21 protein-coding genes are annotated in these 25,474 nt (G+C 40.4%); 14 read left to right on the forward strand and 7 right to left on the reverse strand.

Features of this window, described 5'->3' with window-relative positions:
* The first annotated feature begins 50 nt into the window (after nt 1-50).
* The 9 genes from serC to P3J6_RS12050 all read left to right on the forward strand — a co-directional run bounded on the left by serC (nt 51) and on the right by P3J6_RS12050 (nt 7,990).
* Nucleotides 51-1,133, forward strand: coding sequence for a 3-phosphoserine/phosphohydroxythreonine transaminase (serC, locus tag P3J6_RS12010; RefSeq protein WP_198523129.1), 1,083 nt, complete (start codon nt 51-53; stop codon nt 1,131-1,133).
* Nucleotides 1,133-2,410, forward strand: coding sequence for a 3-phosphoshikimate 1-carboxyvinyltransferase (gene aroA / locus P3J6_RS12015; RefSeq protein WP_198523130.1), 1,278 nt, complete (start codon nt 1,133-1,135; stop codon nt 2,408-2,410). The genes serC and aroA overlap by 1 nt, the downstream gene beginning before the upstream one ends.
* Before the next feature lie 107 nt (nt 2,411-2,517).
* A complete protein-coding gene (gene cmk, locus P3J6_RS12020) occupies nt 2,518-3,228 on the forward strand; it encodes a (d)CMP kinase (protein WP_010389925.1) in 711 nt (236 codons plus the stop codon).
* 95 nt (nt 3,229-3,323) lie between these two features.
* Nucleotides 3,324-4,991, forward strand: coding sequence for a 30S ribosomal protein S1 (gene rpsA / locus P3J6_RS12025; RefSeq protein ID WP_002961176.1), 1,668 nt, complete (start codon nt 3,324-3,326; stop codon nt 4,989-4,991).
* A gap of 67 nt (nt 4,992-5,058) precedes the next feature.
* Nucleotides 5,059-5,346 (forward strand): integration host factor subunit beta, encoded by a 288-nt coding sequence (ihfB, locus tag P3J6_RS12030; RefSeq protein WP_024600987.1) that lies wholly within the window; start codon nt 5,059-5,061, stop codon nt 5,344-5,346.
* Between the two features lie 21 nt (nt 5,347-5,367).
* Complete coding sequence (locus tag P3J6_RS12035) at nt 5,368-5,649, forward strand: lipopolysaccharide assembly protein LapA domain-containing protein (protein WP_008114742.1); 282 nt, start codon at nt 5,368-5,370, stop codon at nt 5,647-5,649.
* A 2-nt stretch (nt 5,650-5,651) separates the two neighbouring features.
* Nucleotides 5,652-6,788, forward strand: coding sequence for a lipopolysaccharide assembly protein LapB (gene lapB / locus P3J6_RS12040; RefSeq protein WP_198523131.1), 1,137 nt, complete (start codon nt 5,652-5,654; stop codon nt 6,786-6,788).
* A gap of 33 nt (nt 6,789-6,821) precedes the next feature.
* A complete protein-coding gene (pyrF, locus tag P3J6_RS12045) occupies nt 6,822-7,526 on the forward strand; it encodes an orotidine-5'-phosphate decarboxylase (protein WP_138608482.1) in 705 nt (234 codons plus the stop codon).
* A gap of 89 nt (nt 7,527-7,615) precedes the next feature.
* Nucleotides 7,616-7,990 (forward strand): hypothetical protein, encoded by a 375-nt coding sequence (locus tag P3J6_RS12050; RefSeq protein WP_171039639.1) that lies wholly within the window; start codon nt 7,616-7,618, stop codon nt 7,988-7,990.
* A gap of 55 nt (nt 7,991-8,045) precedes the next feature.
* On the opposite strand, the gene P3J6_RS12055 is transcribed toward P3J6_RS12050, so the two are convergent.
* Complete coding sequence (locus P3J6_RS12055) at nt 8,046-8,876, reverse strand: CvfB family protein (RefSeq protein WP_198523132.1); 831 nt, start codon at nt 8,874-8,876, stop codon at nt 8,046-8,048.
* Between the two features lie 2 nt (nt 8,877-8,878).
* The gene (locus P3J6_RS12060; protein ID WP_198523133.1) at nt 8,879-10,201 is read right to left on the reverse strand and encodes a DEAD/DEAH box helicase; all 1,323 of its coding nucleotides are present in this window, start codon (nt 10,199-10,201) and stop codon (nt 8,879-8,881) included.
* 204 nt (nt 10,202-10,405) lie between these two features.
* Here P3J6_RS12060 and trhO point away from each other — a divergent pair, with 204 nt between their 5' ends.
* Entirely contained in the window at nt 10,406-11,413 is a 1,008-nt protein-coding gene (gene trhO, locus P3J6_RS12065; RefSeq protein ID WP_198523134.1) for an oxygen-dependent tRNA uridine(34) hydroxylase TrhO, read from the forward strand.
* 126 nt (nt 11,414-11,539) lie between these two features.
* Here the strand turns inward: trhO and P3J6_RS12070 are convergent, their stop codons facing one another.
* A complete protein-coding gene (locus P3J6_RS12070) occupies nt 11,540-11,968 on the reverse strand; it encodes a hypothetical protein (protein ID WP_138608476.1) in 429 nt (142 codons plus the stop codon).
* A 221-nt stretch (nt 11,969-12,189) separates the two neighbouring features.
* Between P3J6_RS12070 and P3J6_RS12075 the strand changes: the two genes are divergently transcribed.
* From P3J6_RS12075 to P3J6_RS12090, 4 genes are all read left to right on the forward strand, one after another.
* Complete coding sequence (locus P3J6_RS12075) at nt 12,190-13,206, forward strand: efflux RND transporter periplasmic adaptor subunit (protein WP_442960224.1); 1,017 nt, start codon at nt 12,190-12,192, stop codon at nt 13,204-13,206.
* A gap of 2 nt (nt 13,207-13,208) precedes the next feature.
* On the forward strand, nt 13,209-16,292 hold the full coding sequence (locus P3J6_RS12080; protein ID WP_198523135.1) for an efflux RND transporter permease subunit: 3,084 nt from the start codon (nt 13,209-13,211) through the stop codon (nt 16,290-16,292).
* 93 nt (nt 16,293-16,385) lie between these two features.
* Nucleotides 16,386-18,281, forward strand: a complete 1,896-nt coding sequence (locus P3J6_RS12085) for a DUF294 nucleotidyltransferase-like domain-containing protein (RefSeq protein WP_198523136.1) — start codon at nt 16,386-16,388, stop codon at nt 18,279-18,281.
* Nucleotides 18,282-18,284: 3 nt separating this feature from the next.
* Nucleotides 18,285-18,986 carry a 3'-5' exonuclease gene (locus P3J6_RS12090; RefSeq protein WP_054200885.1) on the forward strand — a complete coding sequence of 234 codons (702 nt, stop codon included), beginning with the start codon at nt 18,285-18,287 and terminating at the stop codon, nt 18,984-18,986.
* A gap of 77 nt (nt 18,987-19,063) precedes the next feature.
* On the opposite strand, the gene P3J6_RS12095 is transcribed toward P3J6_RS12090, so the two are convergent.
* From P3J6_RS12095 to pxpB, 4 genes are all read right to left on the reverse strand, one after another.
* Nucleotides 19,064-20,644: a BCCT family transporter gene (locus tag P3J6_RS12095; protein WP_010389940.1), complete on the reverse strand. Its 1,581-nt coding sequence runs from the start codon at nt 20,642-20,644 to the stop codon at nt 19,064-19,066.
* 778 nt (nt 20,645-21,422) lie between these two features.
* The gene (gene asnB, locus P3J6_RS12100) at nt 21,423-23,090 is read right to left on the reverse strand and encodes an asparagine synthase B (protein WP_198523137.1); all 1,668 of its coding nucleotides are present in this window, start codon (nt 23,088-23,090) and stop codon (nt 21,423-21,425) included.
* A gap of 320 nt (nt 23,091-23,410) precedes the next feature.
* Entirely contained in the window at nt 23,411-24,349 is a 939-nt protein-coding gene (locus P3J6_RS12105) for a biotin-dependent carboxyltransferase family protein (RefSeq protein ID WP_198523138.1), read from the reverse strand.
* A complete protein-coding gene (pxpB, locus tag P3J6_RS12110; protein ID WP_138569624.1) occupies nt 24,342-25,001 on the reverse strand; it encodes a 5-oxoprolinase subunit PxpB in 660 nt (219 codons plus the stop codon). The genes P3J6_RS12105 and pxpB overlap by 8 nt, the downstream gene beginning before the upstream one ends.
* Between the last annotated feature and the right edge of the window lie 473 nt (nt 25,002-25,474).

Here is a 25,474-nt window from a genome sequence, read left to right on the forward strand (position 1 = left end):
TTGGTATTAGTTCAAGTTAAACAGTAAATTACTGGAATGAGGAAAAGGTAATGAGTATTTATAATTTTTGTGCGGGTCCTGCAATGTTACCACCGGCTGTAATGCAAAAAGCACAAAAAGAGTTTTTAGACTGGCAAGGGCTTGGCGTTTCAGTAATGGAAATGAGCCATCGCAGTAAAGAGTTTTTAGCATTAACGGCTAAGTGTGAAGCTAGTCTACGTCGCTTAATGAATATTAGTGATGAGTATGAAGTGCTGTTTATGCACGGCGGAGGTCGAGGTCAATTTAGTGCCGTACCTTTAAACCTCCACGTTGATGGAAAAAAAGCGGTGTATTGTGAAAACGGCGTGTGGTCAAAAAGTGCAACCAGCGAAGCCGATAAGCTTACTCAAACTCACACAATTGACGTGCGTAATGATGATAACGGTTTATTTTCTATTAAGCAGGTAGCCGATTGGGTTTTACCAGCCGATGCTGCATATATTCATTACTGCCCAAATGAAACTGTAGATGGTCTAGAGATTTTTGATGTACCCAGTCACCCAACAGCACCGATTGTCGCCGATATGTCGTCGACTATTCTATCGCGCGAAATTGACGTTAATCAATTTGATTTAATCTACGCAGGTGCTCAAAAGAATATCGGCCCATCGGGTATTGCTATCGTAATTGTTCGTAAAACGCTACTTGAGCGTGAAGGGCTAGCTAAGCCAGGTATTTTGGATTACGCCCTTGAAGCAAAACAAGGCAGTATGTTTAACACTCCACCTACATTTGCATGGTATTTAGCAGCTGAAGTATTTGAATGGCTTGAACAAAATGGCGGTGTAAAAGCCATGGAAACACATAATACTGCCAAAGCTCAGCTGCTTTATGACTTTATCGATGAGTCTGATTTTTACACCAACAAGGTAGCAAAACATTGTCGTTCACGTATGAATGTGCCTTTTTGGTTAGTTGATGAAAGCCTAAATGATAAGTTTGTTAAAGAGTCAAAAGAAGCGGGCTTATTAGCGCTTGAAGGGCACCGTATTGTTGGCGGCATGCGCGCGAGTATTTACAATGCAATGCCACTGGAAGGGGTTAAAGCATTAGTTGATTTTATGGCGGCTTTCGCAAAGGAGAACAGCTAATGGAGCAACTTTCTTTAGCGCCTATTTCACAGGTTAATGGCAGTGTTACTCTGCCGGGTTCGAAAAGCTTGTCAAATCGCATTCTATTATTGGCTGCACTATCAAACGGCACTACGGTTGTAGAAAACTTATTAGACAGTGATGATATTCGTCATATGTTGGGCGCCTTAGCGCAGCTCGGTGTGAATGTGACACTTAATGATGAGCGAACCATCGCGACCGTAGAAGGTGTAGGTGGCGTATTTAAAACGCCAACTGAACCACTGTTTTTAGGTAATGCAGGTACAGCATACCGTCCTTTAACGGCCGTGCTTGCAGCGATTGCTGGGGAGTATGAGTTAATTGGTGAGCCACGTATGGAAGAGCGACCAATTGGCCACTTGGTTGATGCACTGCAAGCCTTAGGTGGTAATGTTAGTTATTTAAAAAATAAAGATTATCCGCCGCTTAAAATTGTCGGCGGGAAAATAGCGGGTGGTGAAGTCGAAATTGACGGTAGTATTTCAAGTCAATTTTTAACGGCGCTGCTCATGGCTGCGCCATTATTTAAAGGCGATACACACATTAAAATTAAAGGCACGTTAGTGTCTAAGCCTTATATTGATATTACTCTTGATGTAATGGCGCGTTTTGGTGTTACCGTTGAGCATGACAATTACAGTACTTTTATTGTAAAAGGTGCACAGCACTATCAATCCGTTGAGCGTATTATGGTCGAAGGGGATGCTTCATCTGCTTCTTACTTTATTGCTGCTGCAGCAATTGCCGGCGGCGAAATAGAAATTAAAGGCGTCGGTGCTAAATCAGTTCAAGGTGATATTGGTTTTGCTAATGTTATGGAGCAAGTAGGTGCCAAAATTGATTGGTATGACGAACGTTTAGTTGTTCGTAAAGGTGAGCTTAACGGTATTGATATTGATGCGAATGCAATACCTGATGCTGCAATGACTCTGGCTACAGTTGCCTTGTTTGCAAAAGGGCCAACGGCAATTCGCAACATTTATAACTGGCGAGTAAAAGAAACTGACCGTTTACACGCTATGGCCACAGAGCTTAAAAAAGTAGGGGCTGAAGTAGTTGAAGGGCATGACTTTATTGAGATCACACCGCCAAAACAGTTTAATAATGTGGCTGTAGATACCTATGATGACCACCGTATTGCCATGTGCTTTGCAATGGTGGCTGTAGGGGGTAAGCCCATAACGATTAACGATCCAGCCTGTACTTACAAGACATTCCCAACATTTTTCAACGTGTTAGCATCTGTCAGTAAATAGGCTATTTATAAGTATTTATAAAAAGTTACATACTAAAAGCGGATAATCTTTAATAATTGACGTATAATATGGCGGTTTATTTTGGTGTGCATTGAAGGAGGTTTTAAATGCCGGCGTTATTAATGCCCGTAATCACCGTAGATGGCCCAAGTGGTTCTGGTAAAGGAACTGTTTGTCGCTTATTGGCTGAAAAATTAGGCTGGGATGTGTTAGATAGCGGTGCAATTTATCGCGTACTTTCACTTGCAGCACTTCATCACCAAATTGCGTTAGATAACGAAGAAGCACTGGTTCCACTAGCTGCAAATCTTGATGTGCAGTTTCTGATAGACAGTGATACTAATGCAGGAAAGATTATTTTAGAAGGCGAAGATGTAACAACCACTATTCGAAATGAAGAAGTGGGAGCTGCAGCGTCCAAAGTTGCGGCATTGCCACGAGTTCGTGAAGCGTTACTTCGTCGCCAGCGTGCGTTTAGAACTGAAAATGGCTTAATTGCTGATGGTCGCGATATGGGCACTGTTGTGTTTCCTGATGCGCCATTAAAGATATTTCTAACCGCAAGTGCAGAAGAACGTGCTCGCAGACGTTTTGTTGAGTTGAATGAGCGCGGGCTTGATGTTACACTAAGTGGTCTATTACAAGACATTCAAGCACGTGATGATCGCGATATGAATCGCGCCGTTGCGCCGCTTGTACCTGCAGAGGATGCGATTGAGCTTGATACTAGCGAACTCAACGCACAGCAAGTCTTTGATAAAGTTATAACTTTATTAGATTCAAGCATCTCTGAAGGTAAGCTTCCTAAACGAAGCTAAACACATTTTATGCACCAGCAGGACGCCAGTGCTATTTTAACAACCCCATGCAGCATGGTTGCTTATTGGTATTAATATATGAGACGTATATTCGTATGTCAGAAAATTTTGCGCAGTTATTTGAAGAAAGCTTAAAGGGTTTTGAAGCAGAGCAAGGCTCTATCGTTAAAGGTACAGTAATCTCAATCGAGAACAACATTGTACTTGTAGATGCTGGTCTTAAATCAGAAAGTGCTATCCCTGCAGAGCAGTTCAAAAATGCTGCTGGTGAACTAGAAGTTGCTGTTGGCGACGAAGTAGATGTTGCACTAGATGCAATCGAAGACGGTTTCGGTGAAACTATCCTTTCTCGTGAGAAAGCGAAGCGTCACGAAGCGTGGATCCGTCTTGAGAAAGCATGTGAAGAGCAAGAGACTGTTACTGGTGTTATCAACGGTAAAGTTAAAGGCGGTTTCACTGTTGAGGTTGATTCAATCCGTGCTTTCCTACCTGGTTCACTTGTTGATGTTCGTCCAGTACGTGACACAACTCACCTTGAAGGCAAAGAGCTTGAATTTAAAGTAATCAAGCTTGATCAAAAACGTAACAACGTTGTTGTTTCACGTCGTGCAGTTATCGAATCAGAAAACTCACAAGAACGTGAAGAGCTTCTTGCTAACCTTGTTGAAGGTCAAGAAGTTAAAGGTATCGTTAAGAACCTTACTGACTACGGTGCATTCGTTGACCTTGGTGGTGTTGATGGTCTACTACACATTACTGACATGGCGTGGAAGCGTGTTAAGCACCCTTCAGAAATCGTTAATGTTGGCGACGAAATCGCAGTTAAAGTTCTTAAATTCGATAAAGATAAAACTCGTGTATCTCTAGGTCTTAAACAGCTTGGCGAAGATCCATGGGCAGCTATCGCTGGTCGTTACCCAGAAGGTTCTAAACTTTCTGGTCGTGTAACTAACCTTACTGATTACGGTTGCTTCGTAGAAATCGAAGAAGGCGTTGAAGGTCTAGTACACGTTTCTGAAATGGATTGGACTAACAAGAACATCCACCCTTCAAAAGTTGTTTCACTTGGTGACACTGTTGAAGTTATGGTTCTTGAAATCGACGAAGAACGTCGTCGTATTTCTCTTGGTCTTAAGCAATGTATTGCTAATCCTTGGCAGGAATTTGCTCGTCTACAAAACAAAGGCGATCAAGTTACTGGTAAGATCAAATCAATCACTGACTTCGGTATCTTTATCGGTCTTGACGGTGGTATTGATGGTCTTGTACACCTTTCAGACATTTCTTGGAATACACCTGGCGAAGAAGCTGTACGTGAATTCAAGAAAGGCGACGAAATCACTGCTATCGTATTGCAAGTTGACCCAGAGCGTGAACGTATCTCTCTAGGTGTTAAGCAAATCGAAGCTGACCCATTCAATAACTACCTTGATGCAAACAAAAAAGGTGCTATTGTTAAAGGTAAAGTGACTGAAGTTGATGCGAAAGGCGCAACTGTTGAACTTATCGAAGGCGTTGAAGGTTACATCCGTGTAGCTGATATCGCTCAAGAGCGCGTTGAAGATGCAACTACTGTTGTTTCTGTAGGCGACGAAATCGAAGTTAAATACGTTGGTGTTGATCGTAAGAACCGCACTTTAAGCTTATCTGTTAAAGCTCTTTTCGAAGCAGAAGAGAAAGAAGTACTAGAGAAGCTTAAGAAAGAAGAGCCAGTGTTCGAAAACGCAATGGCAGCTGCTTTCGCAAATGCACAAAAAGACTAATTAATTATAGTCTTTTAATTGGAAGGGCAGTTTATGCCCTTCCACTATTTCTTTTTAAGGAAACGCTATGACTAAGTCAGAACTGATAGAAACACTTGCTGAACAACACGCACATATTCCTGTGAAAGATGTTGAGAACGCTGTTAAAGAAATTCTTGAACAAATGGCCGGCTCATTATCTTCTTCAGATCGTATTGAGATCCGAGGTTTTGGAAGTTTCTCTTTGCATTACCGTGCACCTCGTACAGGTCGTAATCCTAAAACAGGTGAAACTGTAGAGTTAGATGGTAAGCATGTACCTCATTTTAAGCCAGGCAAAGAACTACGTGACCGTGTAAACGAGAGCATTGCTTAGTAAATTTATTGGAGTAGTTACTTGTTCAAGGTATTAAAAATTATTCTGGCAGCACTTTTTTTAATTGGTGCATTTGTATTGGGTTCGCAAAATCCACAATTAACACAAATTAACTACATAATAGCCAGTAATACATTACCTTTAGCCGTTATAATAAGTATCTGCTTTTTGTTAGGTGTTGTAGTGGGTTGCTTTGTGAGCTTTAAATTGTTTACGCAATTAAAGTGGCAAAATTACCGTTTAAAAAAGCAATTAACGCCTGAAAAAGATAATAAAAAGCGTATTGCCAACAAAGATACCTAATTATGATTGAGCTGTTGTTTTTACTGCTTCCTGTCGCCGCCGGTTATGGCTGGATCATGGGAAAAAACAGTGCGAAAAATCAGGCTCATCAATTTAATAGAGAAATCACTTCTGAATACAGTAAAGGGTTAAAGTTCTTACTGGACAGAGAAGAAGATCAGGGGCTTGAGCATTTAATTAATTTGCTCGAAGTAGCTGCTGACTCTGTAGAACACTATTCTACATTAGCCACTATGTTTCGCCGCCGTGGCGAGCTTGACCGCGCAATAAAAATTCATGAATTGCTATTAAAACACCCAAGCCTTAACGAAAAACAAGCTGCCAATAGTCGGTTAGAATTAGCAGAAGACTATATTATGGCAGGTTTACTCGATAGCGCAGAAGAACATTTAATATGGCTGGTAAAAAATAACCATGAAGATGCTCTTGAGCCAATTATTTCCTTATATTCACAGACCCGTGAATGGGAAAAAGGCATTAGTATGTTTGAAGCGCATACTGAGCTTTTTTCAAAAGAACAACACTTCAAAGCCATCGCAAACTTTTATTGTGAATATGCTATTACCAGTAATAATCCTCAACTTATGCGCAAAGCTATTAGCTTAAACTTTAAAACAATCAGGCCTCTATATGAGCTTGGTTTGTCTGCCTATACAAAAGAAGATTACGTAAAAGCAATTTATTATTGGCGAGAACTTATCTGTCAATTTACCTTTTTTGCGCCATTATTTATTGATAAGTTAGCGCATAGTTATAAGCAACTTAAACTAACCCATCAGTTTCATGAACTCGTGAACGACTTATTAGATAAGGGTGGGGTAATGATAAAAATACAGCATTGCCAAGCGTTGCTTGAGCAAGGTCACACTGAACAAGCCTTTGAATTTTTAACCGACAGTTTAAAACGTCAACCTACCATCCGTGGCTTTAGTTTTTTACTGCAGTTAATGAGCACCGAAAATAAAAATACCAAAGATGTGCTTAATCAAATAGATAAACTTGTTACCTCATATATTGCTACCAAGCCTGACTTTCAATGCCAGCATTGTGGCTTTACAAGTTACACCATTTATTGGAATTGCCCTTCGTGTAAACATTGGGAAACCATTGTGCCTAGCAGAGGCTTAGACGGATTTTAATCTTTATACTTTTCGCTCACTAGTAGGATAGTTATGTCTTTCGAACAATCAAAAAAAATTCTTATCGCTCTTGATTATGATGATCAGCAAACTGCTTTAGCATTTGTGAAACAGTTATCACCGGATACATGTCGATTAAAAGTGGGTAAAGAAATGTTCACATATTTTGGCCCTGAATTTGTTAAAGAGCTGGTTGATTTAGGTTTCGATGTATTTTTAGATTTGAAATTTCATGATATCCCAAATACTGTTGCTAAAGCAGTAACCGCTGCAGCTAAAATGGGCGTGTGGATGGTTAATGTTCATGCAAGTGGTGGTTTTGAAATGATGCATAAAGCAAAGCAGGCACTCGAACAATTTGGTGATAAAGCTCCTTTATTGATTGCCGTGACTGTTTTAACCAGCATGGATGAAACTGAGCTTGGGCGTTTAGGTATAACTAAATCACCACAAGAGCAAGTTATGCATTTAGCAAAACTAACAAAGCAAGCAGGGCTTGATGGTGTGGTTTGTTCTGCACAAGAAGCACAAAGTTTAAAGGCGGCTTTAGGCAAAGAATTTAAACTCGTAACCCCAGGTATTCGTCCTGCTGGCAGTGATGCGGGCGATCAAAAACGTATTATGACACCTAAAGACGCGATTGAAGCTGGCAGTGACTATTTAGTAATAGGGCGTCCGATTACTCAGGCACAAAACCCTGTAGAAGTATTAAATGATGTTAATAAATCAATAGCTTAAATTTAAAGTATGCATAATTATAAGGAGTTTATTACAACTCTTTTTGTTTGTGCTACATTTAGTTACGGCTATGCAGTGAGGAACTAACTTTGCGTTTAATAATGTTTGTAGTGGTAATTATCATTAGTGGCTTTGCTGTTAATAAATATGTATTTTCAACCAAAATGTATGATGATGTTTCGAATGTTACCGATTTGGTATCTGATTACCCCGTTGATTTATTTAAGTTTAAAAAAATCGCCCAAAACTATGCTCAGCATTTATGTTATACAAATGAAGCTGTTTTAGCAGGACTTGATATAAGTAGTAGAGAATGTGTTGATGTACACGATGAAATGCAGAATGAGTGTACAAAAAAAGTATTTAGATTAGCGCCATTAAATATGACATCTAAAAAAGAATTAATTGAATATTCAAATCAATATTCACGTTGTACCTTACCTTACAAAAACATTAAGTTATAAATTTTAAATACGAAAAAGCCACCTAAGTTTATACCTAGGTGGCTTTTTTATAGAATTATTTTAAACGAATAGACTTAGCTTCAATATCAATTAAGCCTTGTTTAAATAACCCACCAATGGCTTTTTTGTAGTTTGCTTTACTGGTCGAGAAAACTTTTTTAATTAATTCAGGTTCAGATTTATCGCCTATGGCTAAGATGCCACCTTCATCTTTTAGTTTTTCCATAATTTTTTCGCCAAGTTCACTGACTTTACCCATACCTGGCTTTTCAAGTATAACGTCAATTTTTCCGTCTTCACGCACTTTTTGAATAAACCCTTTGAGCTTTTGACCAACAAATAGGTTTTTAAATACCATGTTGTAAAATACAACACCAAAATGAGATTCTTCAATAAGTACTTTGTAGCCGATATCGGTTTTACCTGCCACAATTAAATCAACTTCTTGCAAGTAGCTATATTGCGGCTCGTCTTTTGATAAAAAGCGATTAAAGTTGGTTGAAGCACAAATTCGCTGACTGGCATTATCTAGATATAAACGGACTAAATACGAGTAACCTTCTTGCATACGCGGTTTTTGTTCATTAAACGGTGCAAGCACGTCTTTTTCTAAACCCCAATCTAAAAAAGCACCAATGCTGTTTATTTCTTTAACGCGCAGTAGGGCATATTCACCGACTTGTGCGTGTGGTTTTTTAGTTGTTGCTGTTGGCAGGTTTGCGTTATCTAAAAAGGTAAAAACGCTGATGCTATCGCCAGCTTCAAGTTCATGTTTAATCTCGTGTTTAGGTAAAAATACTTCACCTAAGTCATGGCCATCTAAATAGGCACCTTCATTACTGACTTCTTTTACAAATAAGGTTTGGGTAGTTCCAAGGTAACTCATAATTATTCCTGCTCAGGCTTTTTTTTACGACGCATAGGGGTATCACCATCGATGTTAAGTGGTGCTTTAACTGGGGCTACTGGTTTTTTCGGTTTCGCTTTGCGTTTTTGCTGTGGTTTTTTATCAGCTACTATCTTTTTAATTGATTTAACTGGCGTTACTTTTTTCTCTTTGATGCCCTTAAATTTCGCTTTTAAACCATCAACCGTCGCAAACGACAATTCGTCATTTAAAAATGACTTTATTGCTAAATAGCTTGCCCAATCTTTAGGACCAACAAATGATAGCGCGTTGCCTTTAAAACCAGCACGGCCTGTGCGACCAATACGGTGAACGTATTCTTCAGCATGTTTTGGTAGATCAAAATTAATAACATGGGTAACACTGAGTAAATCTAAACCGCGAGATGCAACATCAGTAGTAATTAATATTTTAAAGTTCTCACGGCTAAACGCATCCATGATATCAAGGCGCTTACTTTGAGTTAAATCCCCGGCTAGTGCGACAGACTTAAAGCCTTTACTATTTAATGCCTCGCTTAAGCGACTGGTATCAGCACGTGTAGCGGTGAATATAATACATTGCCCTACATTGTCTTGATTAAGAAAATGCTCAAGTAGCGCTTCTTTATGATCAAGATGATCGGCTAAATACAATGTTTGTTTAATATCACTGTGTTGCTCATTGGCTGCACTGAGCATAATTTGTTTTGGTTTTTTTAATAAATTACGCGAAAGGGCATCTACTTGAGCATGATCTAATGTCGCTGAAAACAATAGGGTCTGGCGTAATCGGTGATCTGCCAGTTCATTAATTAACTTAAGCTGGTCGGTGAAACCTAAATCCAAGATACGGTCAGCTTCATCAAATATAAGTAGCTCTAAGCCACTTAACTGTAAAGAGCGTTGCTTTAAGTGATCGGCTAAGCGCCCTGGTGTAGCAACCACAAAATGTGGGTCGTTGCGCAGTGCTTTAATTTGGTCGTTAAAGTTTTCACCACCGAGAATTTTAACTGCCTTGATATTGGTACCGGCAATAAGTAATCGTAGTTGGGTGAACACTTGGGTTGCAAGCTCACGAGTTGGAGCAACAATAAGTACACGAGGATCACGTTTACTGAGTGCTTTTTGTTTCATTACTCGCTGCACAGCAGGTAATAAAAACGCTAAAGTTTTGCCTGACCCAGTTTTTGACTGAGCGAAAATGTCATGTCCAGCGAGTGCCGTTGGCACAGCATGAGCTTGAATATCGGTAGGCTGGGTGATCCCTTGGTGCGCTAATTGTGTTTCTAGGCGAGTATCAATCCCAAGATCAGTAAAGTGCAATGTATATTTCTCCAATATGAGCAAGTCTTGTAAATTTATCCGCGCATTATAGCCCACTGAGCCACTGCGCTAACAGTAAAAAGCGCATTATCATCCATTTTTTTGCATTTAAATAAAAAAAGCGTAAAATACGCGCCCCATATGCGCCGGATTTACGATTCGGTAAACGCCCCTTGCGGGTTTAAAAAGCAAAATAGGAAAACCATGACTGCTATCCATAAAGATAATGTAACCAGCGAACACTTTGTTGTGTGTGCATTATATAAATTTGTTTCTTTACCTAACTTTGAAGCACTTCGCCAACCTTTACTTAATGTAATGGAGCAAAATGACGTGCGAGGTACTTTGTTAATTGCCGCAGAAGGAATTAACGGGACTGTCTCCGCAAAACGTGAAGGCATAAATAACTTACTGGCGTGGTTAGACACCCAACCTAATTTAGACAATATTGTTACTAAAGAATCATATGATGACGAATGCCCGTTTTACCGCACTAAAGTAAAACTTAAAAAAGAAATCGTAACTATGGGCGTTGAAGGCGTAGACCCATTAAAAGTAGTGGGCAGTTATGTTAAACCAAATGAATGGAATGCCCTAATCTCTGATCCAGAGGTTATCCTTGTTGATACCCGAAATGATTACGAAATTGAAATTGGTACATTTCAAAACGCAGTCGATCCAAACACGAAGACGTTCCGCGAATTTCCACAGTGGGCCAAAGAAAATCTCGACCCAGAAAAGCATAAAAAAGTAGCTATGTTTTGTACTGGTGGTATTCGCTGCGAAAAATCAACAGCTTATATGAAAGAGCAGGGCTTTGATGAGGTATACCACCTTGAAGGCGGCATATTAAAATACCTAGAAGAAGTACCAAAAGAAGAAACCATGTGGGAAGGCGAGTGCTTTGTATTTGATAACCGTGTCGCGGTAAATCATGACTTACAAAAAGGCTCATATGATCAGTGTCACGCATGTCGGATGCCTATCACAGAAGAAGAAAAGCAAAAGCCTGAATATATGGAAGGAGTGTCGTGTCATCACTGTATTGATGATGTGACCGACGAGCAACGCGCTCGTTTTGCTGAGCGTCAAAAGCAAATAGAATTGGCACAAGCACGCGGTGAAGGTCATATTGGTAACGAAGCTCAAGCTGCTTTACAACAACGTAAAGAAGCAAAAAAAGCGCAAAAAGACGCACAACGAAATAAATAACACCACGTGTTTATTTATTCATTAAAAAACCTCAGTAAACACTGAGGTTTTTATTTAAAAGTAATTTATAAATAGCGAGCTACATAGCTTATCAGCTTAAAGGTTTGATACTCACTTTGAGCTTAATCAACGAATACAATAACTATTATCTATCGGCGTAAGTGTAATTTTATTAGCTGAGTTAACAAGAACACATTTTGTGTTTTTATCGAGTTTTTTCTTTTGAATAACGGTAAATTCACCTTCATTAACAGCGTATAAGTTATACTGATAAGCCGTATTACCTCCCTCAAATAAGGCGGTAAATAGCCCTCCAACTAAACCGCCCACAATAGCGCCACCGATCATTTCTTCGGTGTTGCCATCAAGGCTATCAACAAAGCCAAAACCCGCTCCAGCAGCTATTCCCGTTCCTACTTCTGAGGAAAGTGTCACTTTTTGCTCTGAGTTAACAGATGCATAATAGCGTTTAATTAATTGATTTTGACTTGTCCGGTCAACCCCTTGTGATGCACAGCCACTAAGCAGTAAAACCATAATGATACTTTTTTTCATAAACTCTCCTTTGTATGTTCACTCTAATGACTAAATCTTAATGTTAAATACGCATAAAATATGTGGTGATTTTGTAGGCTGGTGTAAGAATATGTAGAAAATACCTGGATGTTTAATTTCAGCGCGTTGTTTTGCTAATTTGTCGTACTAAGCTATTTATTGATCATAGAGGTGTTAAACTGCGTAACATAATGGAAATAATAATTAATTAGGGTGTTGCTTTGAAGTCGCAAAATTTCTTAATGGGCATAACGGCCATATTCTTATCGGTTAGTTTGCCAGTAATTAGTGCTACCGTGGTCGTTGAAAATATCGCTATGGAACAAGCCCAACAGCAAGTTCAGGCTGTTGGTAACGCTGAAGCTATCCATTCTGTTATTTTATATCCTGCCGTAGGGGATAAAGTAGCAGCGGTTCATTTTAAACCTGGCGATAATGTTAAAGAAGGTGATATTTTACTTGAGCTAGATTCACGTAGGCAAAAAGCGGCCCTTGAAGAGGCTAAAATAAAATTAGCAGATAGTCAGCGAACTTTAAAACGTTTAAAACAAAGCCAAGCTAAGGGTGCTGTGCCACAAAGTGATGTAGACGATGCAAAAACCATTGTAGAGCTTGCAAAAGTTACTCTCATACAAGCCGAAACTGAATTAGAAGATCGTCAAGTTCGAGCCCCTTTTAGTGGCACTATGGGACTGACTGACGTTGAAGTGGGTGACAGAATAACAACACAAACAATGATTGCCAGCATCGATGATACCCGCCAGTTATACATTAATTTTAACGCGCCTGAATCAGCAATTGCGATGCTCAGAAATAATGCTAGCGTACGCGTGTTCCCATGGCAATCGCAAGCGCCTGTTGAGGCAGAAATAGCCTATTTAGACTCACGTATAGACCCACAAACTCGCACCTTACGAGTCAAAGCAAAGTTAAATAACAAAGATCAACAATTCTTACCGGGTATGAGTTTTCGAGTACATATAAAAGTATTAGGTCAACGCTTTGCCGCTATTCCTGAAGCAGCACTACTGTGGGGCGCAACGGGTCCATATGTGTGGACGAGTGTAGATAACAAAGCTACCCGGGTTGATGTAAAAATAGAGCAACGCTTGGCTGGGCGCTTACTCGTATCAGGGGCATTACAGCCAAACAATACGTTAGTTGTTGAAGGCGTTCAGCGCTTGCGAGCCAATCAAGAATTAAGCTTTTCTGCACCTATCGCTAGTTCGCAGGAGTAGCCATGAAACAGCAACCTATGATGCAAGACTTGCCGTCTATGGCAATTCGCCGCCCTGTACTTATTGTGGTACTTAATCTACTCATTATTATTGCCGGTATCGCCGCAATAGCTGGCGTAGAAGTACGCGAGCTTCCTGATGTAGATAGGCCGCGTATTACGGTATCAGCTTCGTTTCCAGGTGGTTCCCCGGAAACCGTCGATACTGAAGTCACCAGCAAACTTGAAGGGGCTGTTGCCCGTGTGAGTGGAGTTAAATCTATTCGTGCACAAAGTGAAGAAGGCAGCTCACGTATTGTGGTTGAATTTAGACCTGGTGTTAATCTGGATGATGCCGCTAATGAAACACGCGAGTCAGTTTCGCGAGTGCAAAGAGAGCTCCCAGAAGAAGTTGAGCGTGTATCTATCATAAAAGCCGATAACGATGCTGAGGCGGTTGTATCACTCACCGTATCAAGTGAGAGTTTTTCTTTAGAGGCATTAACCGAGCGGGTTGATGTTGATTTAGCGCCACAGTTTTTAACTATTCCCGGTGTTGCTGATGTGCGCTTAAACGGTGATAGAGAGCGAGTGCTTAGAGTACGTATCGATCCGCTTAAGCTCAGCAGCTTCAATTTAACTATTCCCGATGTTGCTGACGTGCTCAGGCAAGCTCCCTTTGATGTGCCAGCAGGAAGTTTAAAATCAAACGATCAGCAAATTATTGTTCGTGCTGATGCTACCTCGGTAACACCAGATCAAGTAGGTGATATTATCATTCGTGGTGATACCCGTATTAGCGATATCGCCGCGGTATATTTTGGCCCAGCCGATCCGCGCTCTATGGTAAGACTTAATGGTAAACCCGTTATTGGTATGGAAATTATCCGCCAAGCGCAATCTAACACCATAGAAATATCAGATGAGGTTTTAAAGCTGATAGAAGGAATGCGTGAACGCTTTCCTGAGATGGAATTTACCTTAACATCAGATGACGCACAATTTATTAGAAGTTCAGTGGATGAAGTGATTAACTCATTAGTGCTGACAGTGCTACTAGTGATCATTACGTTATGGGTGTTTATTGGCTCATGGCGTGCAACCTTAGTACCTGCATTTGCTATTCCGGTAGCATTAATAGGCTCATTAGCACTGATATGGGCATTGGGCTTCTCCATAAATATTTTAACCTTGCTCGCACTTGTACTTGCTACTGGCTTAATCGTTGATGATGCGATTGTGGTGAGTGAAAATATTCAACGCCAGCGAGGGTTAGGGCTTGGCCGGCGTGCGGCCGCAGTAGTAGGTACACGTGAAGTATTTTTTGCGGTTATTGCCACCACGGCGGTATTAGCAGCTGTGTTTGTGCCCATCGCTTTTTTACCCTCTACTGCAGGGCGTTTATTTAGAGAGTTTGGGGGCGTACTTGCCGGTGCAGTTATCATATCAAGCTTTGTTGCGTTATCGTTAGTGCCGGCACTTACCTCTAAGCTAAAGCTTAAGCAAGGCGGTTTTCATCCATTTGCTAAGTTTGGTAACGTACTTGCTAATTTATATACCAAAACAATTCATAAAGTTCTCGATCATGCGTGGCTTACTTTTATTGCCTGTTTATTAGTGGCCGGCGGCTCAGGTGCATTGTATATGAGCTTAGATAACGAGCTATTACCAACAGAAGATCGCGGTAAAATTAGAATATTTGCTCGTGGGCCAGATGGTGTAGGCTTGAACTTTATGGACAGGCAAGCCATTAAAATGGAAGACACTTTGCTGCCTTTCGTCGAAAGCGGTGAAATAGAGTCTATTTACACGGTTGTTGGTCAGTGGGATCCTAATATTGTCTTCATTACTGTGCCTTTAAAGCACTGGGATGAACGTAATTTTAGTCAACAAGAAATCATCAATAAAATCCGTCAGCCTTTAATGAATATTCCTGGAGCACCCGCATACGCAGGAGGCGCTAATAGTTTAAATTTACGTGGCCAAGGTGGCGGTATTGAAGTTGCTTTACTGGGCCAAGATTATCTTGAAATATTTAAGGCTGCCCAGCAGTTTTCAGCAGATCTTGAAAAAGCAGTACCTGAAGTTGCACCTGTTCGCGTATCGTATCAACCATCGCAACCACAACTTCGCGTTAATATAGACAGACGACGCGCAGAAGAACTCGGTGTATCGTTAAGCGATATTGCCATTACTTTAAGAGCTGCTATTAATGGCGACGATATAGCTGATTTAAACATCGGCGATCAATCAATACCTATTATGTTACAGGCTCAAAATCAAACCATTAACGACCCAAGTGATTTAGCAAATTTATATGTAAGCGCCCGCGATAATCAATTAGTACCACTCAGTAGTGTGGCAAATATTACAGAAGAGGGCGTTGCTGCGGAGCTTGAGCGCCATGCTCAGCGACGTGCCATAGAATTAAGCATGGAATTACCCGAAGGTTTAACTATTGCCACACTGGTAGAGCAAATAAAACAAGTGTCTGAGCAATCATTACCAGCAGGTATTACTTTAGCGTTCAAAGGCGAGGCACTCACTTTTGAAGAAACTTCAAATGAAGTGCTAATGACTTACGTGTTAGCCTTTTTAATTGTGTTTTTAGTTTTGGCGGCACAATTTGAAAATGTTAATAGCGCCATTGTAGTAATGATCACCGTCCCTTTTGGTATTACATCCGCAATTTTAGCGCTATATTTAACCGGTACATCACTTAATATTTATTCGCAAATTGGTCTGGTAATGTTAATTGGTTTAATCGCCAAAAATGCGATTTTATTGGTTGAGTTTGCTGATCAATTAAGAGATCAGGGTTTAGCTGTACGTAAAGCGGTGGAGCAAGCAGCGCTGGTACGCTTACGTCCTATAACTATGACTTTGATCTCTACTTTATTGGGCGCATTACCGTTGATTATGTCTACAGGTGCTGGCGCTGAGGCGCGTAACGCGATTGGCTGGGTGGTGTTTGGTGGCTTAGCCTTAGCTGTATTGTTTACGCTTTATTTAACACCGGTGATTTATTTAGGACTTGCACGTTTTACCAGCCCTCGTGGTGATGAGTCAAAACAATTAGCGCAGGAGTTAGAGCAAGTAGATAATTAATCGCTAACTATTTACTTAAATTGGCTATTTTTCTTTGAAAAAATAGCCAATTAGGCTCACAATTCAACTAGATTCACGCCACAAGGATTCCCTATGCAGGCCGAGCAAGTTGAAATAGCCCAGTTTTTAGTTGAACACCCCCCATTTGATACGCTTCCTACAGAGGCACTGAATGAATTAGCAATGAAAATAGAGGTTGCTTACTTTCGTGCCGAAACTGATATTCTACATTTAGGGCAAGATATTAGTGACTTGTATATTATTCGCAGTGGCTCTGTTGAGATTTCACGTCGTAATGGCGAGCTCTATAACCGTTTAGCTACAGGCGGTATTTTTGGCCAAATGGGCTTATTAATGAACCGCAAAGTGCGGTTTCCGGCTCGTGCGCTTGAAGATTCCTTAACGTATTGTATTAACGTTAATATTTTTAACGAATACTGTGATAAATACGAAACCTTTGCTGACTTTTTCGAAGTGGATGGCAATGTACGCTTGCATCAAGCTATAGTAGAGCAAGCCGACAGCAATGACTTAACCACCGCTAAAGTTAAATCATTACTTCATCGTGATGTAGTCACGGTTACTACGCAAACTCCCATACAAGACGTCGCGTTTTTAATGACACAAGAATCGGTCTCTTCAGTACTTGTCACTGACATAGAAAAACAAATAAGCGACGACCCAGAAGAGGATGACGGACAAGTTGTCGGGATCATCACAGATAGAGATATCCGAACTAAAGTTGTTGCCCAAGGGTTGACGTTTGATACGCCTGCGCAAGAGGTTATGACCTCAAGTTTAGTCTTGCTCGATAGTAATGCCTATGTATTTGAAGCCGTTTTAGCGATGCTTAGAGATAACTTACATCACTTGCCTGTGGTACATAAAAAACGCCCAATAGGGGTAATATCGCTATCCGATATTTTACGTTATGAGTCACAAAGTAGCTTATTGTTAGTACGGGGTATTTTAGCGCAGCAATCAGTGGAAGATTTAGTTCATTATGCCCGCCAACTCCCTAACGTGTTTGTACGTATGGTAAACGAAGATGCTAATTCGCATATGATAGGAACGGCCATGGCAGTAATAGGACGTACCTTTAAACAGCGCCTATTAGCCCTAGCAGAAGAAAAATTTGGCGAGCCGCCCATTCCTTATTGTTTTATTGCGCTGGGCTCAATGGCACGGGATGAGCAGTTAATTGTAACCGATCAAGATAATGCACTGATTTTAGATAATAGCTTCGATGAGGCATTGCACGATGAGTATTTTCAAAACTTATCAGACTTTGTGTGTGATGGCTTGGCTAAGTGTGGCTATACCTATTGTGATGGTGAAATTATGGCCTCGTTTAAAAAATGGCGTATGACCCGCGAACAATGGCAAGAAAAATTTGCTAGCTGGATGGCCGAGCCCAAACCGCAAGCACTGCTCAATAGCTCGATATTTTTTGACTTAGATGGTGTGTGGGGTAAGTTAAAGTGGGCCGATGAGCTTAAAACGCTGGTGGCAAAAGAAAGCAAAGTAAATAAACGCTTTTTAGCTAACCTTGCTGCTAATGCTCGCAATCGAACGCCACCATTGGGATTTTTTAACGGCTTTGTACTTGAGCACAATGGCCAACATAAGCGCTCAATGAACTTAAAACGTCGTGGTACAGCGCCGCTATCTGATGTGGTTCGCGTTCATGCATTAGCGGTCGGTTCACGTAAACAAAATTCGTTTGAGCGCTTAGAGGATATTATCGAGGCTAACTTATTACCCAAAGGCAAAGCACAAGATTTGCGTGATGCATTTGAATATATTGCCACTGTACGTATTCGCCATCAGGCATGGCAGATAGAGCAGGGGGAAGCGCCCGATAATGATTTAGACCCGCATTTACTCTCACCATTTGAGCAAAGTAATTTAAAAGAAGCTTTTGCGATTTTAGAAAAAGCGCAAAGCTTTTTAAAGTTTAGTTATTCTGCTCATTCAGGTGTGAAATAAGTTATGGCTAAATCACCGTTAGATTGGCCACGTCGTTACGAGCAGCTTTTACATAGTGCGCAAAACTCGTTGCTTAAGGAGTTTTATAAGCAGGCATTTACCAATCAGACTGCTCCACTTAAAGATGTACCTTTTGTGGCGCTAGATTTTGAAACAACAGGTCTGGACGCTAATACCGATGATATTGTTAGTGTGGGGTTAGTGCCTTTCAATGTTAATCGTATTTACTGTAAAGAGAGCCACCATTGGGTAGTACAACCACGACGAGATTTGAGTGAAGAGTCAATTGTTATCCATGGTATTACCCACTCAGAGGTGGATGAAGCTCCCGACCTCAATCGAATTTTAGCCCCACTTCTTGATGCACTTAAAGGGAAAGTGGTGGTGGTGCATTATGCCGCCATTGAGCGCCACTTTTTTTATAATGCGCTGCTCACACGTATAAAAGAAGGGATTGAATTTGCTCTAGTCGACACTATGGAAATTGAAAGGCGAGCGCTTAGAGCGCGTCAAGGGCTACTAGGTAGGCTATTTAATACAAAACTAGGCTCATTACGGTTAAGTGATACAAGGGAGCGTTATTCCTTGCCATTGTATCAAAACCATAATGCACTGACTGACGCTTTAGCCACCGCAGAATTACTGCAAGCTCAGCTGAGTTATCATTATCGGTTAGATACGCCACTAAGTGAAATTTGGCTTTAGCGAAACGTTATAAAATATTATAGGAAAAATAGAGTAAAAAAAACGCCGCAATTAGCGGCGTTTTTTAATGTAGGGTGTTATTTAACTGGGCGAGGCTCAGTTCGTAAACCTAAAATTAAGCTTACACACATTAATAGTAAAACAATGGTAAACGGTAGACCGGTTGAAATAGCCCCAGCTTGTAGTGCTTCAATCGCTTGAGTACCACCAATCCAAAGTAATGCAGCAGCAATTGCGCCCTCAACAGTAGCCCAAAAAATACGCTGTGGTACCGGTGCATCAATTTTGCCACCTGCTGTGATTGAATCAATTACAAGTGACCCTGAATCAGAAGAGGTAATAAAGAATACCAGTACTAATACAATAGCAATGAAAGAAAGCACACTCGCCATTGGCATTTCATCAAGCATTTGGAACATCGCCATAGGGACACTTGTTAGACCGTCAGTCCCAAGAGCACCAATACCATTAACTACTTGGTCAATTGCGATGCCACCATAGATAGACATCCACAGGATAGTAACCGCTGTTGGAATAAGTAATACCGCGGTTAAAAATTCACGGATTGTACGACCACGCGAAACACGCGCAATAAACATACCTACAAACGGTGACCATGAAATCCACCAAGCCCAGTAGAATACTGTCCAACCATGCATCCATGTTTCATCTTCACGGCCATGTGGGTTACTCAATGGAATAATGTTCTCTACATACCCCATTACCGTGTTAGGGATATTACCCATAGAGACCGCAAAACCAACTAAACATACAAATACTAGTAATACTAAAGCAATGAGCATATTTACGTTACTAAGTAATTTAACGCCGCCATCAATGCCTCTAATAACAGAGACGACTGCTAGTAACGTAACACCTGTAATAACCAGAATTTGTGAACCTACGCCACCTTCAAAACCAAATACATGATTAATACCGGCAGAAGCTTGTTGTGCACCTAGCCCAAGTGACGTTGCTAAACCAAATAAGGTTGCTAATACAGCTAAAATATCAATTATGTGACCAGGCCACCCCCACGCTTTATCACCTAAAATTGGGTAAAAAATCGAACGAATAGAAAGCGGTAAGCCTTTATTGTAAGTAAAAAATGCTAACGAAAGCGCAACTACAGCATAAATTGCCCAAGGGTGAAGACCCCAATGGAACATAGTTGCACCCATTGCCATTTTCGCGGCTTCTGGTGTGTTAGCTGTTACATTGAGCGGCGTTTCATACCAACCAGTGTAGTATGCAACTGGTTCAGCAACACCCCAGAACATTAAGCCAATACCCATACCTGCAGCAAATAACATTGCCAGCCAAGAAATACGAGAATGCGATGGTTTAGCATCGTCACCGCCTAAGCGGATATTGCCATATGGTGAAAAAATTAAAACTAAACAAAAAATAACAAAGAAGTTGGCAGCCCACATAAATAAGCCGTCAAAATTATTAATAATATCGGTTTTGATACCATTTAGTGTTGTTTTAGCTACTTCGGCATCTGACACTAGTACGGCGATTAAAAAAAGTGCTATTAACCCTGCACTGATCCCGAATACAGGGTTATGTATATCAAATCCCCACTTTTGTACATTGTCTTGACCTACGGTGTAGTCCGTATTATCAATACTGTACTTGTCATGATTCTCGCTCATGCAATACCTCATTGGTTAATGAAACAGGTTGGCTTAATGCCAGTTTTTTTATAGTTCACTGTATTCGTCTTATTAGATTTATAACTAAAGCTAATAACACGAATAGTTAGAAGACTAACTAATTTAATTGCCCATCATACCTTTACTAATAGGGGAGTTAAATATTAAATGCAAAAGAATTAACACTTTGGCAAAACTTTAAGCTGCTTTTGCCTTTTTATTGTACACATCTGGCAACTGAACAAATGATAACTAATGTGTCAGCTAATTATTTTATAGTCGTATATAGCATTGAATGCAAAGCTAAGTGAATGAATATTCGGCCTAATCAGGCAAGTAAATAACTAAAAAAACGCTATTGAATACGTAAAAAACTAAGTCAGCGTTTTAAAATCACTATTCATTTATTAAATGATTTATTAATGACATTTTAACTATGTTTTTATGATTTGGGATAATGAGTTAGATAGATATTGTTCATGAGGTTAATGAAAAAGCGAGATTGAAATAGTTTTTATAAAAAGCGACTAAATCTTACTGTTTAAACTAAATTGGTCAAAGGTTTATCTCACCTTTGAGATTTAATTTACAAAAATGGCAAAGAAACGCTGCGCTTGTAGAGAAGTGACAAACAACAGTGATTAAACATAAATGATTAAATTGAATGGCTTAGCTTTTTCATTCACTTCTCTTAGTGCCATAAAATTTCAAGAAATTATTCACTAAGACAGCGAAGAAAAGCTGCAGTTTTTAAGCTGCAGCGTAGATAGGGGGGTAACTATTTTTTATATGCTTCATTGTGAACGCCTGCGGCGCGTCCAGATGGATCTGCATTGTTTTGAAATGATGCATCCCAGGCCAGTGCTTCGGGGGTTGAACATGCTACTGATTTACCATGTGGTACACAGTTAGCAGAGGCATCGCCCGGGAAGTGCGATTCAAAAATACGGCGATAAAAATACGCTTCTTTTGAATCTGGCGTGTTAATTGGGTATTTAAATTTAGCATTCGCTAGTTCTTGATCCGTTACTTGCTCATTCACATACTCTTTTAAAGTATCAATCCAGCTGTAGCCAACACCATCAGAGAATTGTTCTTTTTGACGCCATAACACGTCGTCTGGAAGGTAGCCGTCGAAGCCAGCACGTAAAATATGTTTTTCAATTTTTTCGTCTTTACACATTTTAGCTTCTGGGTTGATGCGCATGGCCACATCAACGAACTCTTTATCTAAAAATGGCACGCGTGCTTCAACACCCCAGGCAGCCATTGATTTATTAGCACGTAAACAATCAAACATATGCAGTTTTGATACTTTACGGTTTAGCTCTTCATGAAACTCTTGTGCATTGGGTGCTTTATGAAAATATAAATAACCACCAAATAATTCATCGGCACCTTCACCTGAAAGTACCATTTTAATGCCCATAGCTTTAATTTGGCGTGCCATTAAGTACATAGGGGTTGATGCACGAATAGTGGTTACATCGTAGGTTTCAATGTGATAAATCACTTCTTTAAGAGCATCAATACCTTGTTGAATAGTAAAAATAATAGGGTGGTGAATAGTGCCTATCATATCAGCCACTTTTTGCGCTGCAGCTAAATCGGGTGAGCCTTCTAAACCCACTGAAAACGAATGCAGTTTAGGCCACCAAGCGTCACTTTCGTCGTTGTCTTCAATACGTTTTGCAGCAAAATGTTGAGTAATAGCTGAAATAACCGACGAATCTAATCCACCTGATAATAATACACCGTAGGGTACGTCACACATTAGTTGGCGTTTTACCGCGGCTTCTAGAGCATCTTTTACATCTTCTGCCTTGGCATCGTTGTTTTTAACTGCATCGTAGCTTTGCCAATCACGTTGGTAGTACGGTGTTAATTTACCGTCTTTGCTGTAAAGGAAATGCCCAGGTGGGAACTCTTCTATATGTTTACAAATAGGTGAAAGCGCTTTTAGCTCTGATGCTACATAAAAGTTGCCATGCTCATCGTGGCCTGTATACAGTGGAATAATACCAATGTGGTCGCGACCAATTAGGTAAGCGTCTTGCTCTTCATCATATAAACAAAAGGCAAAAATACCATTTAAGTCATCTAAAAATGCAGGCCCTTTTTGCTTGTACAAGGCTAAAATAACTTCACAATCTGACTGCGTTTGAAAATCAAACTCGACTTCTAAATTAGCGGCAAGCTCTTTGTGGTTATAAATTTCGCCATTTACCGCTAAAATATGCGTTTTTTCTGGGTTGTATAATGGTTGCGCACCGCTTGATACGCCTACTATTGCTAAGCGTTCGTGCACTAAAATTGCTTTGTCTGATGAATACACCCCTGACCAATCAGGCCCGCGGTGGCGAAGCAGTTTGGACATTTCGATTGCCTGAGCGCGTAACTGGCTGGGATCCGATTTAATATCGAGTACGCCGAATATTGAACACATAATTTTTCCTCATTCCTATTAAGTGCCTACGATAGCGAGTTTGCTAAAGACTAACCTTGTTTTATCAGAAATAAATACCTAAGTCACATGGCTTTTTTAAAATAATAAGAATAATTTATGCACCAAATAGATTGGCGTTGCACCAATGTGGTGATATTGGCAAGGAGATTAAAATGCAATGTACAATTTTTAATTTAAAATTACGTTAAAGTTAAATTAAATTGCAACAATTAGTTTGCCTTGCACCAAGAAAGTGCAAAGCGAAAAATAAATAAATAGCGGTTGAGTTACTCAGTGAGTGAGCGTGAGTGCACTATTAATTAATCCCAGTAGCGGCTTAAACTCAGCTTAAGTTGTGCTAGGTGAGCATCGAGCTTATTTTTTGCAGCATTTGCTTGCTCAAGTGATACAAATTCAAAGGTGATTGGATCGGCAGTTCTAAATTGTGCAAACTGATGTAAGTCGGCTTCTATCACATGCGCTATCAAAGGATAACCCCCTGTTGTTTGCCCGTCATTTAATAACACTATAGGATTGCCATAAGGTGGAAGCTGTATGCTCCCAGGTGCTACGGCTACAGAGGGCAATGAAAGTGTATGTTGCATAATATCAGCATTTTTATGATCTAAGCGCACCCCCATACGATTACTATTTGGATTAATAGTAAATGAGGCCTCACAAAAAGTATTAATACACGCGGGTGTTAGTAGCTCATAATGAGGACCTTTATGTAAACGGATGATGCTTCGCTTTGGCGGGGTAAGGGCGCCCTTATTACATAACCAAGGTTTAGTATAAGGGCTTATGGCTAGCACATCACCGCTTTGCAGTGCACGGCCATTAAAGCCGCCAATGGCTGCCCCTAAATCGGTAGATTTAGAACCCATAACCTCTGGGCATTCAATACCGCCTTTCACCGCAATATAAGCACGGGAGCCACCACGGCCGGTTACAAATTTAAGCGTTTGCATTGCTTTTACTGGGTAACTCCAGCCTGGATAAAGCGGGTGTCCATCTAGGGTTGCTTTGAGGTCGGCTCCATGAAGGGCAATAACGGTATCACACTGAAATTGCAGTTCGCATAAACCTACGGTTAATTCCAGCACGGCAGCGTTGTCGGTGTTATTTAATAAACGGTTTGCAATGATGTGCGCACAGGTATCAAGGCTGCCTGAGCGGCTTACTCCTAAATGTCGAAAACCCACACGGCCTAAATCTTGAATTGTTAGTTGAATACCGCTCTTGATTACTTTAATCATTGCTTACTCCTTTTACAGGCACAAACTCTATGGTATCGCCAGGTTTAAATAAGCAAGGATTAGCCGCTTTAGAATCAAATAAGCAGGCATCAGTGTGAGCAATAATATGCCAACCACCTGGCGAATCTTCAGGGTAGATACCTGTTTGGTCTGCTCCAATGGCAATTGCGCCTTTAGGTACACTCACTCGCGGGTTATCGCGCCTTGGGGTAAATAACCGTGAGTTGAGCCCATGTAAATAAGGGAAACCGGGAACAAAGCCTAAAAATAGAACGTGATATAACTCTTTACTATGTAAGTTAATCACTTCATCAATTGTGAGTTGATGATAGTTAGCTACGTAATCTAAATCTTCACCTTGGTAGTAGGTATTAATTTGGTGGTGCTGGCTATCAAACGGATAATCATCTACTTCCTCCCATAACTTAGCTAAGGTGTTGTACCATTTATTAAGCATTTCTGAGGACTTTAAATACAAAGTTAACGAATTCATAGCTGGTACCAAATCGATAAATTCATTGCTGTTTTTACAGTGTTGGGCGAGTGCCCAAAGCTTTTTTTGAGTCGCAAGTATGTGTGGTTCGCTGTAGTGAGAAACATCAAAAAGCAGGCTAGAGTTCGTTAAAATTTTTATACTAGGAATCATGCTCATATCGATAACTCATTAATATTAATTACATTTAAGCTATCACAGTCGCTGTACTATTACGATATTAATAGACAAGCTCGGATCGAATAAACTCTCTCATCCGTAAAGTTTTGTTGTGTGTGAAATTTATTGTTGAGTTCACAGGTCTGCTTTAGGGTCTGTTGACCTTTGCGGATTAAAATTGTTCAAACTAGGAGCGGTTTAATCGCGGCGCGAGGTTTGTAACCTAGTGGGCTCGATAACTGCTCCTGCGTTATTCTACTGGCTTACATCCATGTAAGAATGAGTAAAAACCGAGCAAAAAAGAGTAAATCGTCCCTAGGCAGAACCCTTCGGGCAGCGCCTGTTTGGCATTGATGCTGCGTTATCGCCTATTTATGGGGAATAACCACACTACATAGGCTCTGCCTTGCCTAAACACCAAACAGACTGCTGCAAATTTAACCTTGGAAGGTCAACAGACCCTAGAGTAACTA

This window comes from Pseudoalteromonas sp. 3J6 (assembly GCF_903995135.1).
GTDB lineage: Bacteria > Pseudomonadota > Gammaproteobacteria > Enterobacterales > Alteromonadaceae > Pseudoalteromonas.

Bases quoted from the DNA above. Each gene is read 5' to 3' on its own strand.
- P3J6_RS12090 (WP_054200885.1), top strand. From the start codon at position 18,285: ATGGCTAAATCACCGTTAGATTGGCCACGTCGTTACGAGCAGCTTTTA.
- trhO (WP_198523134.1), top strand. From the start codon at position 10,406: ATGACTGCTATCCATAAAGATAATGTAACCAGCGAACACTTTGTTGTG.
- lapB (WP_198523131.1), top strand. From the start codon at position 5,652: ATGATTGAGCTGTTGTTTTTACTGCTTCCTGTCGCCGCCGGTTATGGC.
- P3J6_RS12095 (WP_010389940.1), bottom strand. From the start codon at position 20,644: ATGAGCGAGAATCATGACAAGTACAGTATTGATAATACGGACTACACC.
- P3J6_RS12055 (WP_198523132.1), bottom strand. From the start codon at position 8,876: ATGAGTTACCTTGGAACTACCCAAACCTTATTTGTAAAAGAAGTCAGT.
- P3J6_RS12080 (WP_198523135.1), top strand. From the start codon at position 13,209: ATGAAACAGCAACCTATGATGCAAGACTTGCCGTCTATGGCAATTCGC.
- P3J6_RS12105 (WP_198523138.1), bottom strand. From the start codon at position 24,349: ATGATTAAAGTAATCAAGAGCGGTATTCAACTAACAATTCAAGATTTA.
- pyrF (WP_138608482.1), top strand. From the start codon at position 6,822: ATGTCTTTCGAACAATCAAAAAAAATTCTTATCGCTCTTGATTATGAT.
- asnB (WP_198523137.1), bottom strand. From the start codon at position 23,090: ATGTGTTCAATATTCGGCGTACTCGATATTAAATCGGATCCCAGCCAG.
- rpsA (WP_002961176.1), top strand. From the start codon at position 3,324: ATGTCAGAAAATTTTGCGCAGTTATTTGAAGAAAGCTTAAAGGGTTTT.
- serC (WP_198523129.1), top strand. From the start codon at position 51: ATGAGTATTTATAATTTTTGTGCGGGTCCTGCAATGTTACCACCGGCT.
- ihfB (WP_024600987.1), top strand. From the start codon at position 5,059: ATGACTAAGTCAGAACTGATAGAAACACTTGCTGAACAACACGCACAT.
- pxpB (WP_138569624.1), bottom strand. From the start codon at position 25,001: ATGAGCATGATTCCTAGTATAAAAATTTTAACGAACTCTAGCCTGCTT.
- aroA (WP_198523130.1), top strand. From the start codon at position 1,133: ATGGAGCAACTTTCTTTAGCGCCTATTTCACAGGTTAATGGCAGTGTT.
- P3J6_RS12085 (WP_198523136.1), top strand. From the start codon at position 16,386: ATGCAGGCCGAGCAAGTTGAAATAGCCCAGTTTTTAGTTGAACACCCC.
- P3J6_RS12070 (WP_138608476.1), bottom strand. From the start codon at position 11,968: ATGAAAAAAAGTATCATTATGGTTTTACTGCTTAGTGGCTGTGCATCA.
- cmk (WP_010389925.1), top strand. From the start codon at position 2,518: ATGCCGGCGTTATTAATGCCCGTAATCACCGTAGATGGCCCAAGTGGT.